Source organism: uncultured Helicobacter sp. (genome assembly GCF_937906905.1).
GTDB lineage: Bacteria > Campylobacterota > Campylobacteria > Campylobacterales > Helicobacteraceae > Helicobacter_B.
Genome location: NZ_CALERY010000034.1, coordinates 53,487 through 73,005, shown reverse-complemented (window position 1 = coordinate 73,005; position 19,519 = coordinate 53,487). Strand labels below are relative to the sequence as shown.

General features: G+C 46.2%; 18 protein-coding genes. 3 read left to right on the top strand and 15 right to left on the bottom strand.

The window, feature by feature from the left end; all coding sequences use genetic code 11:
* Positions 1 to 12: 12 nt before the first annotated feature.
* The 5 genes from Q0171_RS08310 to Q0171_RS08290 are packed head-to-tail and all read right to left on the bottom strand — an operon-like array spanning position 13 to position 6,214.
* Positions 13 to 2,031 carry a hypothetical protein gene (locus Q0171_RS08310; protein ID WP_299328894.1) on the bottom strand — a complete coding sequence of 673 codons (2,019 nt, stop codon included), beginning with the start codon at positions 2,029 to 2,031 and terminating at the stop codon, positions 13 to 15.
* A gap of 3 nt (positions 2,032 to 2,034) precedes the next feature.
* The gene (locus Q0171_RS08305) at positions 2,035 to 2,574 is read right to left on the bottom strand and encodes a HyaD/HybD family hydrogenase maturation endopeptidase (RefSeq protein WP_299328891.1); all 540 of its coding nucleotides are present in this window, start codon (positions 2,572 to 2,574) and stop codon (positions 2,035 to 2,037) included.
* A gap of 2 nt (positions 2,575 to 2,576) precedes the next feature.
* Entirely contained in the window at positions 2,577 to 3,278 is a 702-nt protein-coding gene (cybH, locus tag Q0171_RS08300) for a Ni/Fe-hydrogenase, b-type cytochrome subunit (protein WP_299328888.1), read from the bottom strand.
* A 9-nt stretch (positions 3,279 to 3,287) separates the two neighbouring features.
* Positions 3,288 to 5,027 (bottom strand): nickel-dependent hydrogenase large subunit, encoded by a 1,740-nt coding sequence (locus tag Q0171_RS08295; RefSeq protein WP_299328885.1) that lies wholly within the window; start codon positions 5,025 to 5,027, stop codon positions 3,288 to 3,290.
* Between the two features lie 29 nt (positions 5,028 to 5,056).
* Entirely contained in the window at positions 5,057 to 6,214 is a 1,158-nt protein-coding gene (locus Q0171_RS08290; protein WP_299328882.1) for a hydrogenase small subunit, read from the bottom strand.
* Positions 6,215 to 6,471: 257 nt separating this feature from the next.
* Here Q0171_RS08290 and Q0171_RS08285 point away from each other — a divergent pair, with 257 nt between their 5' ends.
* The 3 genes from Q0171_RS08285 (at position 6,472) to Q0171_RS08275 (ending at position 9,632) form a co-directional block, all read left to right on the top strand.
* A complete protein-coding gene (locus Q0171_RS08285; protein ID WP_299328943.1) occupies positions 6,472 to 7,500 on the top strand; it encodes a tRNA-dihydrouridine synthase in 1,029 nt (342 codons plus the stop codon).
* Positions 7,500 to 8,849, top strand: a complete 1,350-nt coding sequence (locus Q0171_RS08280) for a hypothetical protein (protein ID WP_299328879.1) — start codon at positions 7,500 to 7,502, stop codon at positions 8,847 to 8,849. The genes Q0171_RS08285 and Q0171_RS08280 overlap by 1 nt, the downstream gene beginning before the upstream one ends.
* Positions 8,850 to 8,942: 93 nt before the next feature.
* Complete coding sequence (locus Q0171_RS08275) at positions 8,943 to 9,632, top strand: HAD-IB family phosphatase (RefSeq protein ID WP_299328877.1); 690 nt, start codon at positions 8,943 to 8,945, stop codon at positions 9,630 to 9,632.
* A 113-nt stretch (positions 9,633 to 9,745) separates the two neighbouring features.
* On the opposite strand, the gene Q0171_RS08270 is transcribed toward Q0171_RS08275, so the two are convergent.
* The 10 genes from Q0171_RS08270 to Q0171_RS08225 form a co-directional block, all read right to left on the bottom strand.
* Positions 9,746 to 9,973 carry a hypothetical protein gene (locus Q0171_RS08270; protein WP_299328874.1) on the bottom strand — a complete coding sequence of 76 codons (228 nt, stop codon included), beginning with the start codon at positions 9,971 to 9,973 and terminating at the stop codon, positions 9,746 to 9,748.
* Positions 9,960 to 10,337 carry a flagellar export chaperone FliS gene (gene fliS, locus Q0171_RS08265; RefSeq protein WP_299328871.1) on the bottom strand — a complete coding sequence of 126 codons (378 nt, stop codon included), beginning with the start codon at positions 10,335 to 10,337 and terminating at the stop codon, positions 9,960 to 9,962. Before fliS ends, Q0171_RS08270 begins: the two co-directional genes overlap by 14 nt.
* 23 nt (positions 10,338 to 10,360) lie before the next feature.
* Positions 10,361 to 12,388 carry a flagellar filament capping protein FliD gene (gene fliD, locus Q0171_RS08260; RefSeq protein WP_299328869.1) on the bottom strand — a complete coding sequence of 676 codons (2,028 nt, stop codon included), beginning with the start codon at positions 12,386 to 12,388 and terminating at the stop codon, positions 10,361 to 10,363.
* 41 nt (positions 12,389 to 12,429) lie between these two features.
* On the bottom strand, positions 12,430 to 12,810 hold the full coding sequence (locus Q0171_RS08255) for a flagellar protein FlaG (RefSeq protein ID WP_317279193.1): 381 nt from the start codon (positions 12,808 to 12,810) through the stop codon (positions 12,430 to 12,432).
* Positions 12,811 to 12,919: 109 nt separating this feature from the next.
* On the bottom strand, positions 12,920 to 14,236 hold the full coding sequence (locus Q0171_RS08250) for a peptidoglycan DD-metalloendopeptidase family protein (protein WP_299328866.1): 1,317 nt from the start codon (positions 14,234 to 14,236) through the stop codon (positions 12,920 to 12,922).
* A gap of 1 nt (position 14,237) precedes the next feature.
* The gene (locus tag Q0171_RS08245) at positions 14,238 to 15,047 is read right to left on the bottom strand and encodes an FtsX-like permease family protein (RefSeq protein ID WP_299328863.1); all 810 of its coding nucleotides are present in this window, start codon (positions 15,045 to 15,047) and stop codon (positions 14,238 to 14,240) included.
* Entirely contained in the window at positions 15,034 to 15,708 is a 675-nt protein-coding gene (locus Q0171_RS08240) for an ABC transporter ATP-binding protein (RefSeq protein ID WP_299328860.1), read from the bottom strand. Before Q0171_RS08240 ends, Q0171_RS08245 begins: the two co-directional genes overlap by 14 nt.
* Positions 15,705 to 17,228 (bottom strand): tRNA (guanosine(46)-N7)-methyltransferase TrmB, encoded by a 1,524-nt coding sequence (trmB, locus tag Q0171_RS08235; protein ID WP_299328858.1) that lies wholly within the window; start codon positions 17,226 to 17,228, stop codon positions 15,705 to 15,707. Before trmB ends, Q0171_RS08240 begins: the two co-directional genes overlap by 4 nt.
* Positions 17,228 to 18,502, bottom strand: a complete 1,275-nt coding sequence (locus tag Q0171_RS08230) for a hypothetical protein (RefSeq protein ID WP_299328855.1) — start codon at positions 18,500 to 18,502, stop codon at positions 17,228 to 17,230. Before Q0171_RS08230 ends, trmB begins: the two co-directional genes overlap by 1 nt.
* Positions 18,438 to 19,514, bottom strand: coding sequence for an RluA family pseudouridine synthase (locus Q0171_RS08225; protein WP_299328852.1), 1,077 nt, complete (start codon positions 19,512 to 19,514; stop codon positions 18,438 to 18,440). Before Q0171_RS08225 ends, Q0171_RS08230 begins: the two co-directional genes overlap by 65 nt.
* Positions 19,515 to 19,519 lie beyond the last annotated feature (5 nt).

Here is a 19,519-nt window from a genome sequence, read left to right as displayed (position 1 = left end):
TAGTTCAATCCACTACTTAGAATCTACCCAGCCATCTTGGGGCAGGATAAGCGTGATATCGCGCGGCAGATAGAGCAGAATCTTATCCAAAAATACTTTATGGCTAAGCATATCACCGCATAAAAATACTTGCTTCATCGCATAGTTTTGCACTACATCACGCACAAATCCGCCCATAAACTCCGCTAGAGAATCCAGCACACCATAGGCAATAAGCTCCTTCTCAACACCTGCGAGCGCGAAGCTCATACAGCTACGCAGGATTCTAGGGTAGTCAAGATCTAGCGCGCCAGAATCTAGCTTCTTAAGCTTATAGTCAATTCTAGGTCCCTTGTCGCGCAAGCAAAGCTTGGCAGAATCTAGTAGTGAGTAGATAGCACTTGGGGTGGCGGACTCTTTCTTGCAGTATCCAAGTGTGCGCGCGATAATAGCAAGCATGTCAATCAAATTGCGCGAGTCGAGATTCTGGGACGCAGGGTGCGCACAAAAGTCGAGTGCATCATCACCAAAATGCTTGCGATAGTTTGCAATAAGCCTATCTGCGCCCTGATAATGCTGCTCAAGCTGGGAGAGCATATATGCCTCACTCGCATGAAAATGTATAGGCAGTAGCTCGAAAAACTGCGCGCCATTATAGCTCCAAATCGCGCTTTGATGGCTAGTGGAGAGATAGCACACAAGCATTTGTCTGGCGTTTGGATTGTGCGGATTTGATATAGAGGGCGAATCTTTAGCATGAGAATCTGGAGACTTAGAATCCAATAGGTTTTGACGCGAGGCGTGTTTGGATTCTAGGGGCTGGGTAGATTCTGGGGCAAGATTGCAGGCTGGATAGTGGCGTTTAATGATTGCGGGGAGATCGTGCAAGGAGCGTTTCTCCTCGATATAGACCCCATCACCACCACATACAATAAGCTTAGGCACTGGAGCAAAACAATGCAACCCATATATGAAATCAGGGTTTTTGCTTGAAGTTTTGGTGAGAAACACATATTCCAATCCACTTTCTAGCCCATCTGCCAATCCTTCTGTTTCACTCATTTCGCGTGCCACTGCCCCAAATAGCATAAGCATGGGGTCAAAGGCAAGCTGGCATGGGATCTCTACACTGCTGCAAGCAGCAGTTCTACTAGCGCTCATTTCACTAGGTGGGGATTTTGGAAAAAACTGCTCGCGAAAAATCTCTTTAGGGCAGAGCCGCATGCTAGGCTTCTCGATACTCGCCAAAAATGAGACCTGCAGAGAATCCACGCGCATAAATGTCTGCAGTGCGTTTGTATCCCAAAAAACCGCAGTAGATTCTGCTGTGCTCTGGGCTGCGCGCGAAGTCTGTAAGGCACTTAAAATCATAGGCGTGCGCGAGAGCGTATAGCTACCAATCGGCGTGGCAATAGTGATAGGGCGCTGCTGAAGAAGTTGAAATAAAGCCTTAATCGCGGCATAAAGATCATGGTATCCAATCACATGCAAACTAGGCGCAGCACTAGATGTGTGTGCTGGCTTTTTTCCTTGCTTATTGCTTGTGATTTGGGTGGGCTGGATATGAGAATCTAGTGTGCCAAGCACCTGGGAGAAAAACCGCCTATAAAGTTTGCTCCATTTTGTAGAATCTCGGTTTGAATCAGCTTTAGGATTCTCTTGCATGAAGCAGGCAAGTAGCTCTGCAATCTCTGGGACGGAGGGGACAAAAGGTTTTTGACTAAGTTTAAAGGCGCTGGAAAATCGCTTCGTGCAATGTTCGCGCGGCTCTATGGCATGAAAGACAAAATACATACTCATGGGCAATGAGCGGCTAATATCATCTGCAAATGCCAACACACACTCATGGAATATAGATTCTCGCTCGGGCTGATTCTGGGGGGATCGCTTAGAATCCAGCGCGACAATAAACTCATAGCGATAGGGCAAAATCGAAGTATCAAAGCCTATCGCAAATGCCAAAGAATGCTCGCATGCAAGGCGCTTTAGCATGTCTTCAAATGGCGCAAGATAGGAGCGAGATTTGCTCGTATGGAAGATAAATGCGAACAACTTCTAATAGCCTTTGTAGGAATTATCAGCGATGACTTGAATGGGTGTAGAGCCTATGCGCTTGATATGAAAGCCCAGGGATTGTAAATGATTGAGCGCGGCTTGCTCCATGGTGGGAAACTGCGCTAAAAGCTCCTGTGAGAGTGCAAATGTCGTATCCTCGCCGATGATTTTAGGGATAATCCCTATGATATGTAATGGTGGCAAATCGCCTAAAATCTGTGTCATTCTAAGAGTCTGGAGCATTTCGACCTCATGCGCACTCCCTGCCCAAGTAACCTGCTCTGGTAGAGCCGAGAAAGGGAAGCTATACACATCGCCTATTTTACCATTATGCACATCTACGCTATCAAGCATAAGCACATAGTCATACTCAACAATTAGCGGAATAAGCGCTTGCGCGAGCGTGCCACCATCAATAAACTCAACACTATGCTCACTGGAAGTGAAAGCAAAATTGACTTTAAGATAGTTGCTTAGATGAACACCAATGCCCTCATCGCCAAAAAGGATATTGCCTATCCCCAGCACCAAAACACGCAATGCTAGACTTTCAGCTCATTTTGATAGCGCACACCACTGATAATCGCATCTGCCCCACCATTTGGATATTTCACAGAATTCCACACAACAAGATAAATATGCACCGGGATAAAGATAATAAACGCCCAAGTCAAAATATGGTGAATCACACGGACATTGGCTAGCCCGCCGCACAGCACCTCCACCCATTTAAAGCACACACCTAGCACCCCACCTAGCCCACTATGATAGACATTGCCATAGAGCGCAACACCCGTTAGACACACAAGCAATGTCAGCACGCCAAGTGTGAAGTAAGTGATAAATTGCAAGGGATTGTAGGCACCATCTATATGCGGATGCTTACCGATAAATAGATAGGTTTTAATCGAAGCAATCCACACCTTAACATCGACAAATTGCTTAAACGATCGGCGCTCCTCTTTACTACCATCTTTATCAAAAAAGAAAAGATACACACGGAAAATCGATATTGCAATGAGAATAAAGCCCAAAATCAAGTGGATACTACGGATATAGGCTTGGGTAAAAAGTGTGGGCTGGGCACTTGGCGTGGAGCTCAAAAATGGTAGCGCAATATAAAAGCCCGTGCCAATAAGCCCAAAAATCGCAAACGCGCGCAACCAGTGAAAAATCCTAGTAAGCCCGGAGAACTCGGTATGGGCTTGAAAATCTCGATTGCCAGAATCTACTGCAGCTCTCATGCTCTCTCCTTATATACGCGCAAAAGATGGTTCGACTTTATATTGGCTGATTTCGTTGCCCTTGGTGTCTGTAATATGCACCGCACAGGCAATACAAGGATCAAACGAGTGGATATGACGGATAATCTCTAGAGGCTGTGTAATATCCGCGACCTTTGTGCCTATAAGACTCATCTCATACGGACCTTTTTTGCCTTGAGAATCCCTTGGACCAGCATTCCAAGTTGAAGGCACAACAGCTTGGTAATTTTCTACCTTACCGCCCTTGATTCTCACCCAATGGCTTAACATACCCCTAGGCACATTGCCGATATAGCGACCCTTATAGTCTTCATTTTCATCGATGCTATACGGCGCGCAGGTGCGTTTATCGACCTTCAAATTCTCCACAAGTGTATCAAATGCTTTTAGTCCATGCTCGCACAATACACGCGCCTCGATACAGCGTGCCGCAGTCCTGCCAAGCGTGGTAAAGAGCGCCCCTACTGGCAAGCCCGTTTGCTTTAAAAACTCTTGCGCTATTGGCGTGATATAAGGATTTTTCGCCGCAAGTCCTACCACAACAGTCGCCAAAGGTCCTACTTCCATAGGCTCACCATCATAGCGAGGAGACTTGATCCAAGAATATTTGCCAGAGTGGTTTAGGTTTTTGGTTTTGATTTCTTTGCCATCTGGTCCAATACTTGTGCCATCTTGGAATCCTGTGTATTCTGGCGTAGTTTGCCCATCATAAGGGTGGAGTGCGACTTTATCAGTGTTTTCGTATTTATACCAAGAGTTTGTTACCTCTTCAGCGATTAGATTCTCATCTAAATCATAGAGTTTGCTTAGATCGCCATTTTTCACAATCCCTGTGCTATAGAGGTATTCATTCTCACCAATTTGCATTTCGGCGTGTGATAAGAAGTTTTTTACACCACAGCCTGTCGCCGCCACAGATGGCTCACTAGCATATACCTTGCCTGCCATGACAAGATCCGCCCAATATGCGCGCTTGACAAAGTCTGCCACCATGTCAAACTTACTCTTCCACTCGCCGAGCCTTGATGGATCCAAAATATCCATGACAGAAGTTACACCGCCCACAGTGAGGCTTTGTGGGTGTGGCTGCTTCGCGCCAAATATCGCCATCATTTTGGCGACTTCTCGTTGCACTTCTAGGAGTTTTAGGTAGTGAGATAGAACGATAAGATTTTGTTCTGGTGAAAATCTGTATGTCTTATGTCCCCAATACGCATTCTGGAATGGTCCAAGCGCTCCCTGCTGGACAAAATCACCAACGCGTTTTTGCACTGCCTTTAAGTCGCTTTCCCCAGCAGCGAGCGGGATATCCGTGTAGTTGTAAGCCTCCTTCGCAGCCTTTGCCGGATCGGCTTTAAGAGCACTTGTGATATCACACCAATCAAGCCCGTGTAGCGTGTAGAAATGCACAATATGATCATGCAAGAAAAGCGAGATATTCATAAGGCTTCGCACCATTTGTGCATTGAGTGGAGGAGTGATACCAAGCGCATTTTCGACTGCCATAATCCCTGCTTTATAGTGGCTATATGTGCAGACACCGCAGATTCTTTGCGCGATGAAACCTGCGTCTCTAGGATCTCGCCCTACAATAATCTTCTCCAGCCCTCTCCATAGTGTAGAGGAAGAGAATGCGTCTGTAATGACATTGTTTTCATCAACAATAACTTCGATACGCAAGTGTCCTTCGATTCTGGTAATTGGATCGACGATAATTCTTTTTGACATGTGTTCTCCTTAGATTCTGCTTTGCACGCTTATTTGGCTTTGACCATGCTTGATACTACAGCATGTGCTGCGATTCCTACTGCAGTAGCTGCAAGCACTGCGGTGCCGATTGTATCTGCTGCCTTATCCGCGCCATAGCCATTATATGCGGTATGGAAAGGCGTATTCCCCAAGGGTCGCTCAAATGGGCTCATCGTATCCCAGAAGTTTGGCTCACTGCAGCCAATGCAGCCATGTCCTGCTTGTATGGGCCAGCTTGTGTGGGAGTTGAAGCGGAGTTTGGAGCAGTTATTGAAAGTATAAGGACCTTTGCAGCCTACCTTGTAGAGGCAGTAGCCTTTCTCTGCGTTGCTATCGCCAAATGCTTCTACAAACTCGCCCGCATCAAAATGCCCCCTACGCTCGCAGAGATCGTGAATCCTATGCTGATATGCCCAAGTCGGTCGCCCAAAGGCGTCGGTTGGAGGTGTCTTGCCAAACATGATGAAATACAATACATTACCTACGATATTTTTCTCGCTTGGTGGGCAGCCAGGGACTTTAATCACAGGTTTAGAGATGATTTTATCAAGTGGTTGGGCGTTAGTTGGGTTTGGTGCAGCTGCTTGCACACCACCATAGCTCGAGCAAGTCCCAATAGCAAAAATCGCCATAGCACCTTCTGCGGCGTGGCGGCATTCCTGCGCACCTGTGGTGCCATCTGCACCAATTGTCAAGAAATACTCATTACCTTTTGGGATACCACCTTCAACCATGAGAATATAGTTGCCATGGTGCTTTTTGATGGCATTTTCTAGATTCTGGCTTGCTTGATAGCCTGAAGCAGCCATGATTGTCTCATGATATTCAAGATTGATCATATCAAAGAGTATAGAATCCACACTTGGATCTTCTGTGCGTAGCAGGCTCTCGCTGCAGCCTGTGCATTCTGCCATGTGTAGCCAAATCACAGGCGTGCGATTGGCAACTTCTGCCGCACGCGCTGTTAGTGGCGCAAAACTCGCTGGGAGCGAGAGTGCCGCCGTCATTGCGCCTGCCCATTTCATAAAATCGCGTCGAGAGACCCCTTTACTCTCTAGCTCACTTTCAAGCGATCTCTCTGCATTATGTGCAGGTAGTTTAGCAATACGCTCAAGCCGTGCAGAAACTTCAGAAAACAGCGCCTCTGTGGCATTCTTGTCTTGCATATTTACTCCTTAAGTATGGTTAAAGTATCCATGAGATTTCTCAAGCGACAAATTGTAAGCCCCAAGTGCTAAAAAATCACTTAAATCCGCTGGTCTGGCTACCAATCACACTCGCCATACTCGAAAGAATATCTACCAAGAAAAATATCCAATACTCTAAATATATTCAAGAAAATCCAGCACAAAGGCGTTTGGGATTGTTTGTGCTATAATGCCCACTCTATCTCACTTAAATATATGGATTTTGCTACATGACAATGGGCTTAGATTCTTTGCAGAAATTTTTGCACGAGGGTTCGCGCGCCAAGCCCCTACTATTCTTAGCACCCCTTGCTGGCTATACAGATTTGCCCTTTCGCTCGGTGGTGAAGCGATTTGGCGTAGATGTAACGGTGAGTGAAATGGTAAGCTCGCACGCCCTTGCATTCTCCAGCACCAAAACGCTCAAAATGCTAGAAAAATCTCCAGCAGAGTCCCCATACAGCGTGCAAATCGCAGGATCAAAGCCAGAAATCATCACTCGCGCGGTGAATGTAATCAATGAGCAAATCACTCGTATCGGTATTGATATTTTGGACTTCAACTGCGGCTGCCCTGCGCCCAAAGTCGCAAACCATGGCAATGGCAGCGGTCTCCTGCAAGATCTCCCGCTGCTTGTGAAACTACTCACACTTATACGCGAGCATAGTCGCACAAGCTACACAAGCGTAAAGGTGCGCCTAGGCTTCGAGCAGAAAATCCCCCTAGAAATCGTGCAAGCACTCAATGACGCACCAGTGGATTTTGTCGTGGTGCATGGCAGGACACGCAAAGATGGCTACAAAAAAGACAAAATCGACTACGATGCTATTGCTGCGATGAAGTCTGCCTGCCGCCACCCGCTCATCGCAAATGGCGAAATCGACTCCCCAGCCAAAGCCCAACAAGTGCTTAATCGCACGGGCGCAGATGGGCTTATGATCGGGCGTGCAGCACTGGTAAGCCCGTGGATTTTCTGGCAGATCCGCGAGGGGAGCGAAGAGCTGCCTTGCATTATCAAGCAAGAGCTCGTGCTCGAGCATTTTGACTCTATGGTTAGATTCTATGGGGATCGCGGGGTGGTGATGTTTCGCAAAAATCTACATGCCTATGCCAAAGGTCATGAGGGTGCGAGCGCATTTCGCAGTGTGGTAAATTCTATCACGCAGCCAAAAATTATGCGCGAGTGTATTGAGGAGTTTTTTGCTTTGACACCGCTAGAGTGGGGCAGTGCGCCCATAGTTGAGCTTAACAAAAGAAGTGTCTAATGAGCCTAGAATCTCACCCAAATACCACAAACAGCACATGCCAAAGCACTAGCCAAATCAGCATGAATCTACTGCAGTGTATCTCGCTATCTCTTCTCTGCTCTGCCAGCCTCCATGCCACAAATCCCAAAGAAAGCCCAATCCAATCCTTTGCACAGCTAGATTCTGCCACGCCTCCAGAATCTACAATCCCTGCCGAGCCACCCAAAGTGCGCAAGCACTCTCACAAAGCGCTTGATCCAAAGACACTAGATTCTAACGCCTATGTAGAATCTAATCCCAAAAAGCAGTGGCTTTTTGGAGATATCCTCCACCCCTATGTCGCCATGGGGCTTGTCAGCGCAAGCAGCAATGCCACAAATGTGCGCCAAAGCATGAGCAAAGAAGTCGCCACCTGCCCCGACCAGCTCTGCACAGGCGATACTACAAGCGCCTCATACCAGGGAATGTTTGATAGCGGCATGAGCTTAGAGCTTGGTGCGGAATACTTTTTTGACAGATTTCATATCATCGGGGTGCGGCTTTTTGGCGAAATGTCCCAGCGCAACGGCTCGCTTGGGAGCAAGATTCAAGGCAGCGACAAGCGCGATACGACTACAAATAACCTGCAAGAAGCCTATCAAATCTGCCTAGACAAAAACACTGCATGGGGTAATCCCACCTACGATAAAGAAACGGGCGTTATGACAGCTCCAGCCCCACAAGCAGCGCTAGATAAATGCGGAATCCTTATCATGGGGCAGCACCCAAGTCTCCCAAATACCAAAGTCGAGGACTCTTTCACATTTCAAAAGACCCCCGACGCAGCGCAGCTTGCTCCACAAGATGGCAAATACCTAAGCTTCGCGCTTGGTATTGATGCCCTGCTCAATCTCCCTATCGACTACGCGCTCAAGCGCTGGGCTGGATTCTACCTAGGCGATGGGTTTTTCGCCTCACGACTGACATATATCAAGCTTGGTGTGTTTGTTGGCGGAGGTGCGGAGTTCGCGCGCTTTTCCCAAGGCGACCCACAGAATAAAACCTGGCAAAACACCGCTGCTGCACAAGGCAAAGCAAGCAATCTTAATGACGCGTTTTTCGCTGCTGGGAGCGGGGGATTTCTACGCTATGGAGTGAGTGTATATCTCACGCGCTTTGCGAGACTTAGCTTTGGCTACAAACATAGCTACTACCCTATCGCGCAGGAGCGGTGGTATGGCTATGATGGCGCGAAATTTGACACCAGCAAACCTGATAATATCGGTGAAGCGCGCCCAAATGACCCATGGAGTGAGACCCTGCTACGCCAGCGATATGTGAGCGCAAAGGGGGAAGAGTGGTTTTTGCAATTTGCCCTAAGCTTTTAGCGTAGAAAGACAAAATATTGGTGCGGGTGCGCAGAATCTAAATCGAAATAATCACTCTAATGTATCACACAAAGCCAATCATAAAGGATTACCATGAATATAGCGTTTTTCGATTTTGATGGCACCTTGACTCGGCGCGATAGTCTCTTTGCATTTGTGGCATTTGTGCATGGGCGTGGGCGACTCTATCGCGGGCTACTCTCGCGCTGCTGGATTCTAGTAGGATACATACTAGGGCTTATTAGCAATACTGCCGCCAAGCAAGCGCTCATGCGATATTTTTTTGCTGGAATGGAGCATGCGGAGTTTATAGGATACTGCGAGCGCTTCACAAGCGTGCTAGAATCCATGCTAAGAGAATCCGCCCTAGATCGCCTAGAGTGGCACAAACAACGCGGAGACAAAGTAGTGCTAGTAAGCGCGAGCTTCGAGGAATACCTTGCGCCGCTATGTCAAAGGCTTGGCATGGAGTGTATTGGCACACAACTAGAAGTAGTCCTGCCAGAATCTAATGGGCTAGATTCTAAGAGCCTAGATTCTAGTGTGCGACAATCCAGCACTAATGCGCCAAATTCTGGAGAAAATGCGATGAGTGGGGGGATATTAAGTGGAGATTTTGCCACGCCAAACTGCTATGGCGCACAAAAAGCCATAAGAATCCGCGCGCACTATGTTTTAGACACATATACAGAAATCTATGTCTATGGCGATAGCAAAGGCGATAGAGAAATGCTCGCTCTCGCCACGACTCCATCGCACGCATTTTATAAGCCATTTAGGTAGATTCAAGATTTTACAAGATGAGTAGTAGATATAAGATTGGGACTGCTTGATAACCAAAATCTAGCCACAAATACCCAAAGTGCTAGAATCTCAAACTAGATTCTAGGTAGAGCCTAGCCATTTATCTCGAGAAATTTTTTCGCAGCCTTTATTTGTAGCATTTGGATTCTGGTGTGGTTTTTTTCTTCTTCGAGCAAATCAATGACTTGGGCGATAAGCTCTCTTGCCTCAAGCATTTCCTCAAGACCTGCAAAGGACTCTGGCAACTCTTGGATATAAGCAAATGCCTTTTGCGCGTCTTTTTGGATAAGCGCGACTTTTATGCCATTAAGCCAGCTCATTTTGATGAATTTCTCTCCATGCTTCAAGCAAGCCTTTAGCGACATTGATGACAATATCGATTTTCTCTTGGTTATCCTCGAAATTCGCTTGGGTGAGAAGCTTTATCTGGTGGGTATAAAGCCCGGTGAGATAAGTCGCCACCTCACCACCTCGCTCATAATCTAAGACATTAAGTAGCTCGGTGAAAATGTCAGTAACGCGGTTGATGTAGTAGATTTTCTTCTCAATGTCGCCTAGCTCCATATGGCGCTTAGCCTGCCCGCAAAATCGTAAAATCCCCTCATAAAGCATTTCGATAAGCTTGGCTGGAGATTCTACGGCGACTTCATTGTGCTGATAGAGGTTATAGGCGTTGCTTCTCATAAGTGTCCTTTACTAGCTGATTGCTACTTTTTAGCAACAGATTGATCGATCATCATCTGCACAGAGCCAAAAGCATTTTTCGTCTTGGCAATCTGGCTATCATACGCAGCAAAGCGGTTTGCCATGGCTTCGTAGCGCGTATCGAGCAATTCTGTCGCACTTTTCTTGTCTTTTTGCAAGGTTTTGGCATCGCGCTCTAATGATGAGCCAAATGCTTCGAGCCTTGAATTACTACCATCGGCTAAACTCGCTAAAAATTTATCGATTTTAGTAAAAACTCCATCGATATGTGTCTCTTTGCCAAAGGCATCTTCTTTATCTTTGCCATAGAAAAACTCCTCCGTGCCCTTTGGATCTGCGGCGACCGCACTCGTGAGCGCCCCCTCATCAAGAAACATCACGCCTTTGTCATTAAGTGTAATTCCATAATTCACAAGGCTTGCAAGCTTGCCATCTGTAAGCTCAGAATGACTAATGAAAGAATTAAGCGAAGAGCGGATTGTGCGGATATCACTCACGCCATTAAACACACCAGCAATACTTGTGTCCTCATCATAACGCGTGGTTTCATTAAGCTTTGACACAAGCTCGTTGTAGGCTTTGACAAACTCTTTCACCTGTTCGATGATATTTGCATCATCTCTGCCTATACTAATGATAGCTGGCTTACCAGGCTCTGTGGTGGATTGTAAAGTCATAGACACACCGCCTACAACATCGTTTATCTCATTGCTAGGACGCGAGATTTGCGCTCCATTATAAGAGATGAGCGCATCTTGCCCTTGCTGAATATTTTTGATTTTAAATAGGCTATCTTGGAGCTTGGAGTAACCTTGTATCACGCCTGTCCGCAGTCCCAAATCCTGCACAGCCTGCTTGCTAGCGTCATCTTGGGCTTGGATTTTGATCTCGCCTACTTCAGATGTGAGCGTAAGCTTGCCTGCACCATCAGTCTTGGCGTGCATGCCCGCGATATTTTCTATGGCTTGGGCGATGATTTGGGCATTTTGCTCGCTGGTGTTTTTGTCTTTGGTCATTTTGCTAAGATCAAGCGGCACACTACCAATCATCACCACACCACTAAGCTTACCAGCCTTGACAGCGGTGCTAGATTCTATAAGTGGCTCTTGTGTGGCTTGGGTATTGCGGAATCCCAGTAAGCTAGCTTTCTCGCCCTCCACACTTATGGCATGCCCTCGCAAGTCATTTATCACCAACCCTTTACCATCTTTATCCAGCCCGACATTGATATCGCTATCAAGCAAGTCTTTGAGCTCACTATTAGATTCTATGGCTTCTCGTATAGCTTCCTTAATCGCAAGCGCACTATCACCTGTGCCATCGGTTTTTAGCTTAATATCAAGCGATTGTTCGTTGCCGTTTTTGTCTGTGAGCTTCAGCACCAAATCCCCATCGCCCAAGTCTAGCTGCTTATCAGCATTGATATTTGTCGTAAGCGTGGTGCCAAAGTAGATTCTGCTCTGATCGCCCATGCCTTTAGAATTTAGCATAAGCTGGTAGGGCTTGCTCCCACCTGTTTTCATTACCAAACCTGTTACTTCACCATTTGTCTCATCGGTAACCAGCTGGGCGACATCTCCCACGCTCATACCACCTTTTATGGCGATATTATAGGTTCTTCCCTGGGTATAGAAGCTAAGATTGACATCATTTTCGCTAAAGACACTATCCCTGCTTTCAAACTTTCCACCAACTTCATTGATATCACCCTGGGCGAGCTGATGAACATCGATTTTAATATCCTGGATAGGCACACCACTAGCCACGGTAGCTTTGATCGCATCGCTATTGACATTGGTTGTGCGCCCTAGATAAGAGGAGTAGTCTGCGAGAATCTTGGTAGGCGTGCGGATACCAGAGACTAGCGTCTTAATCTCTGTAAGTGCCGTTTGCTTCTCGACATTTTGCTCCATTTTACGCTCTATGGGGCGGATCATCGCCTTTTCATCTGCTTCGCGCAGCTTATCGATGACATCATAACTCAATACGCCACTACCAACCCCTAATGAGTTAATCCTACCTACTGCCATACCCAATCTCCCACAATCAGCTCTTTGATCCTAGCTAGACTCTACACTTCCTTATCAAATATAAGCCCGACTACTTCGTGCATTTTCTTTGTGAGCTCAATGGCTTCTTTGCTAGGGATTTCGCGAATCACCTTGCCACCATTGCTTGGATCTTTCACAGTTACGACAAGTCCGCCAATATCATCGTTATAGCTGAAGTTAATGTCAGCACCAATATGCTCCATTTTTTTATTGATTTCTTTTGCTGTATGTATAAGCTCACCACGAGTATGCGTCTCATCGCGCTGAACTTGAGTAGAATTTGCCGCCTTTGCATTTGAAGCCTGCATAGAATCTTGTTTATAGGCTTGTCCTGCGCTATTTACCATACCATAAAGCGTGTTTTTGATAGAAGATACCTGATTTGTATTTACCTCTGCCATGACAACCTCCTTGTGATTTTAGCTTAGGTAACACTACTATCGGCGATTTTTTAAAATTGTTTAGTATTTTTACAAATTTTTGCGCACTTATTCTAATTTAGCGTAGCTCCTATTTGCTTTTGGCGATAACTTCGACAGGATTGATATGTTTATCCTGCTGGGTGATCTCTAGACCAAGTCGCTGGGAGATTCTACCGATGGTATAACCCTTTTGGACAACAAAGCCTGGCTTCACAGTGGGGGCAATCCTATCGAGCTGCGAGTAGATCGTATAGACCTCGTTGCTATGCTCGATAATGACAACCTTTTTAAGCACAGGGGCTTCTTTAGCATAGACAACCTTGCCGTCCATGATATTTTTCACCGCGACATCTGGGACTTTAGAAAGCAGTGTGATTGACTCATTGAAGACCTTAAGATTATAGACTGGGTCATGATAGGGACCGAAATTTTGCTCGATTGTGTAATAGTCAATTGGCGCTATGGTCTTGGGACCTGTGTATTTGACGACAGAAACATTTTTGTAGCTGTTTGCCACTTGCACGATTTTTAGGTCCTCTTTTGAAAGACCTTGCGATGGATCCTGGGGCTTGGTGCTTTGGGCGGCGTTTCTTTGCGCAGCTTCTCTAGCTTCTTTTTCAGCCTGGGCTTTTTGGGCAGCAATTAGGGCTTGGCGCTGTCTTTCAAGCTCTTTTTGTCTATCGGCTTTGATGATGTTGAGATTTTGGAGGATAGAATCCAGCCCTTCACGCTCTTTGGAGATTTGGATTAGTTTTTGATTATAGGCATTGAGCTCGGCTTGGAGCTTTTCGTTGAGAAGATTTTGCTCAGTAATCATTTTTTGCAGCTGTTCTTTTTTATTCTGCTGGGTGCCAATAAGCGTGGTAATCTCGTTAATATTATTGGTGATAAGACCCATTTGGCTTGTGATTTTATTTTGCTTCTCGCTTAGGGACAGAATCTTGCCCTGACTCTGCTTGGTTAAAATATCAAATACATCTTCGAGGATCACATCATCGGGCGAAATGACACTCTGCTTATCAAGGATTAGCAAAAATGCCAAATCCTTGATAATAATATTAGCAATATAGGCTTGTGTGGCACTTTTCTCGCCCTCGAGCGACTGCAAGGTTTTGCGCAGGGACTCAAGCTTGCGTTCTTGGCTTTGGTTTTGGCTTTGATTTTGCGTTATGCTTTTTTGTAGAAATGCAATTTGCTCTTTGAGATTGATGATTTGTTTTTTGCGCGCATTGATCGTGTTGCCAAGCGAGCCTAATCGAGATGTAATTTGCTTCTCTTCTTTTGCTTTTTCTTCAAGTTTTTGTCTATTGGCACTGATGTCTTTCTCGATGTCTTCAAGCTTTTTAGGATTAGCGTCCAGAGAAGTCAGCAGTGCTAGGCAAAGCAGCGGAGCAAAGGCGCGCATTTTAAACCTTTCTTTGTAGCATAATGGCAATCAGCGCACACAGCATACATATACCAATAGATGCGCCTAGCAAAATCCCAAAATCCAGCCCAAAGCTAAAAATCTCTTGCCCAATCTCCAACGCACCAAGCATTTCCTTAGCAGCATTTGTCGTAGAAAAATACAAAAACCCCACACTCACCGCCACTGCTGCGATGATCGCATCATAAATTGCGCCTTTAAATAAAAAGCTATTTTTCATCCACATACTAGCGCCCAGATAGCCCATAATCTGCATACGCTTATTATGCTCAAAATGCCAGATTCTAATTTGATCAATCATCAGCAGTATGCTAAGTAGCCCCAAAATAAGCGCAAATGTCTGTATGCTAAACTTAATCAAAAATAGCAGCCGATAGGCTTGATTATGTGTTTTGGCAAATGATTCTGTGCGCTCAATTCCAGGGATTTTGCCAAGCGTAGATTCTATACTGCTAAGACGGGCTTGACTAGGAAAAGAATCAAGCTTTAGCGTGTAGTAAAACGAAAGATCTTTTTTGATGTTTTCAAAATCTTCGTTATTCATGTTTGCGCGGATTTTATCGAGGATAAAACCTGGATCAATTGACTCAAACGAAGCTGTCTCTGGGATATTTTGCCTGATAAACTCCAGCGAGAGCTTTTTCTTGCTCGCAATCACAATTGAGTAATTTTGCAAGAGCTTGTCTTCTTTGCTTACAATCGCACGGCTGATAAACAAAAAACTCTCCAAGCTAAATAGCAACGCAAGCAGAGGCAAAAGAAGAAAAAAGTGCTGTTTAATGCTGTTCATAGATAGTATTCCTTTCTCGATCAATAAACAAGTGTCGATAGGAGATATTAGTGCGCATAGGGACGCGGTGAGTAACGACAAGCACTGTAATATCTAGCTGCTCATTGGCGCTTTTTAGCAAGCTCCAAATCATATCACTGGAGAAATCATCGAGATTTCCAGTAGGCTCATCAGCTAAAATCAGCGCCGGGCGATGAGCGATTGCGCGCGCCATAGCCACACGCTGCTGCTCTCCACCACTAAGCTCAAGTGGGTGTTTGCTGGCTTTGTGTAATAGCCCGATATGTGAAAGCAGCTTTTCTGTCTGGGCATCGCAAGCGTCTTTTTTATAGCCATTGATAAGCATAGGAAGCGCGATATTTTTCTCAACATTCCACTCCTCGATGAGCTTATAGTCTTGAAACACTATGCCGATTTTCTGCCTTAGGCGCTGGATATTGCGCTCTTTATGCTTAGTAAGATTGATGTCGCATACGCTTAGATTCCCACTCATAGGAGTGAGCGCGCCATAGAGCGAGCTTAGCAGCGTGCTTTTCCCGCTCCCACTAGGTCCTGAGATAAAAACAAAATCCTTGCGATTGATTGTGAAACTCGCATTGACAATGACAGGCTCTTCACGCTGATAGCCAAGCGTGAGATTGCTAGCTGTGATGATACTCATAGTCGCTCCAAAACTTGGGTTAAAATACGCACGAACAACGCATGGGCTTTGTAATTTAGCTGCGTGGGTATAGGGGGCTCTGGGAGATAGCAGCCCTGCCCGGATTCTGCAAAAAGCACAAGGCGGCTACACGGATAGGCAAAATCCCCAAAACTCACCAGCAGCGCAAATCTGCGCGCAGTGCTTGAAGCATACATATCAACAATACGCAAAAAACCACGCGCACTAGATTCTGGCTTTAAACCTGCCTTAGCTTCCAGTGCGGATTCTGTGCCAGAATCTTTGGTAACACTCAAACCAAAATCCAGCTTGCCAAAATCCAAATCACCAGAATCTAGCACAAACTTTTGCGCACAAAGCCAATCCGCTATGCGCGAAAGCCTCACAAATCCATCTGCCGAGGACTCCGCTTCAAGCACCTTTGCCAAAAGGGATTTTACCAATTTTTCATCAAAACTAAACGCAAAATTTTGCGCACTAGATTCTAGTGTGGTGGGAGAATCCACAATCACATCTGCACTAGAATCTTGCTCAAACCCCTTGCTAGAATCTCCGCTAGCATTGCCCCTAGAATCTGGTCGCACGATGATAGTATAAATATCCTTGCTCTGGCGCAGCCAGCGTGCTTCATATTTACTTGTAATCGCTTGGCTTTCATTGATACTATGGCGCACGCAAAAGGATTTAGGCGCAGTAGATTCTAGCGCGTTTGCCTCTTCGAGCACATCGTTGAAATATTCCCTGTCATCTGTGCGAAACTCCAGCATACCAGCCAAATCCAGCACGCGCAACGCTTCTTGCAAAAGCTTGCCATTAAGCACACGGCGGTGCTTGGCTTTATTCCAAGGCACTGGAAAGTGAATATATATCTCGCGCAGGCTATGGCTTGGCGCACATGAGAGAAATACACGCGCATCAAGGCAAGAGAGATAGAGATTCTCTAGTCCTAGAATCTCTATCTGGCGTAGCACCTGCTCAATGGAGGGCGTATGGATCTCTAGCCCTAGCACGAGAGCATTGGGATTTTGCCTAGCTAAGTGAAGGATATGCCTACCACTGCCAAAGCCAATTTCTAGGATAGTAGAATCAAAGCGTGCCTTAGGTTCTACGGATTGACCAAAATCCAAAGCACTAGCCTCTCGCGCCACAAGATCCAAAATCTCCCTCTCTCCAAGCAAAAACGCACTGCTCACCTGCTGCTTTGACGAGCTTAGGGAGAGATTATCCTGTAGCACCTCATAGTGTGCGCTTAGGCGAGAGAGCGCATCTTTGGCTATACCTATTGGTGTGGGGCGCAGGGATTTTACGCATTTTAGCAGCACATCACACTCGCGCGTGATCTCATGTAGAAAACAAAATCTAGCAGAGCTCTGGTAGGTGTAGGGCATAGCGATAAGGGCGATATGTGGGGAGCGGATACTTGGGAGCTTAAATGCACCAGATTCTAGCTTGAAATCAAGAGTAGAACCAGAATCTGGCATAGTGATCTTGGCTGGAAGTTTGGCGATGAAATGTGGCATTATTGTAGTAGCAGCTCGACTTCTTTGCTTGGGAGCGACTCATTCCCCTCACTATCCACAGAGACGACTTTGTAGATATATCGCTTACCCTTGTGCATTTCTTTGTCAATAAAAGTCGTTTTTATCGTGTTGCTAAAGCGCAATGGACTGCCTAGTCGCCCCTCGTAGCGATAGACAGCATAGGCTTTCACACGCGCATTATTGATGACTTCCCATTCAATCAGCGCATGAGAGTTTTGGATCGTGCCCTTGGTGATTTTGGGCGTGGGTGGTGGCGGGAGCGTAGCGCCTTTAGTCGCACCATTTGCCAAATCGCTTGCGACATCTTTGTCATCAATCGCACGCACCTTATAGAAAATCACTGCACTATCCTTGCCCACTTTATGCGTATAGTAGTTTTTATTCACCTGCACAAGCGGTTTGTAATTGCCATCAAGGCTCGTGGAAGCGTAAATCTCATAGCGCGCTACATCAGGCACGACCTCCCAGCTTAGCTGGATTTTCTTGGCTAGATTTTGAGAGGCTTGGAGAGTGGTGATAGCTTTTGGTTTTTGGCGTGTAGCACCCTCTATTTCTGGGCTTGGGCGTGATTTATTCCCAGAGAAATCCTGCGCGATAATGCGATAGGTATAGCTCTGCGCATCGGCTAGATTCTCATCAAAATACTCTACAAGCAAGCGATGTTTAATCGTGCCGATATTGACAAACTCCCCGCCTGTATTTTTCGTGCTTGCGCCTTTGGTGCTTGTATTTTTGCGCTGGATAATGTAGCGCGTAATGCTAGGATTTGGGTGGGGACTCCAAATAAGCTTGATTTTTTTCGCATAATCGCTTGAGGCAAAAGCTTTTTCAATAGGATCGATATAGGAAGTTTTGACACGCAATGCTGGGGATTTTTGCGAGATAGCATTATCTGTGCCAAGCGTAGCGATAGCAAAGACATAGCCAGTCTCTGGCAGTAGAGAATCTAGCACAAAATGCGTGGCATAAGGGTTTTTAATCGTGGCAACCCGCTTGGTATTGTTATTAGCATTGATTTGATAGATAACAAAACCTTTTATTGCGTTTGGGTCAGCTACCCTATCCCATTCAAAGGCAATTGAACTGACATCTGCAATCGTGCGCACTTTGGTGATTGTAGGCAAGTTTGGATCAAGTCTATCTTGCGGATTTAGAAAGCTTAGCGAGGTGTTTTTGCTCCCGCAGCCACTAAGAGCCAGTAGAGTCAAACTGAGAAAAAGCCCGCAAAATAGTCTCTTGCTGGATTGCTTCATCAAATTCCTTTGCGCCAAAAATTCTGTGCGCGCATTGTAGCATATCTGTAAAAATACTCGCGCAAAATGCAAGCTTCTCGCCTGTGGCAGGGTGATTGAGATAGAGCAGATAGGCATGTAGCATGACACGCTCAAAGCCTTCGCCTTTATAGCCATAAAGACTATCGCCTAGAATATGGCGATTGATACTCTCTAAATGCGCGCGGATTTGGTGCGTGCGCCCGGTGTGGAGCTTGATAGCCACAAGTGAGATAGAATCTGTGCAAAGCAGTGGGAGAAAAGTGCTTTTAGAAAATCGCGCACCTGATCCAGCCCTGCGCATATTATCGACATTTGCCATTTTGAGGCGGTTATTTGGGTGGCGATCAAGCTGGCAAGTGATAACACGCGGCTCTCTTAGTGGAGCATCGATAAGAGCGAGATAGTAGCGCCCCATGCTACGCTCCTTTAGCTGCTGGCTTAGGTTTGCATGTGTGTGGTTTGTTTTAGCAATGGCGATTGCCCCGCTGGTCTGTTTATCGAGCCTATGCACAATCCCTGCGCGCTGCTCCCCGCCAAGGCTAGAAAGCAATGTGCCACGCGCCTGAAGCCAATCCACAAGCGTGGGTTCTTTCACGCTTGGCGCACCATGGACAACGAGATGTGGGGGCTTATTGAGGATAAGCAATTCGCCATCTTCATACAGGATTTCTGGAGAGATCTTTGGACAGATTTCAAAACATGCTTCTTGGGAAAATTCCATAAGCATGTTTGCCCCAGAATCTAACGGGGCGAAGTCTAGGGCTTTGGTTTCTGGGGCACTAGATTCTAGCAGGCTGATACAAATCTCGCTCCCTTGCGCGAGCTTGATTCCACACTTTTGCGTGTGCTTGCCATTGAGCATTACGCCATGACGCTTGATGAACTCCTGGGCTTGGCTTCGTGAGCTTCCAAGTGCGCGCGATACACACTCATCAAGCCGCACCCCAGAATCTACCAGCTCACATTCACGCCCATCTATCACCACCTGCACCACGC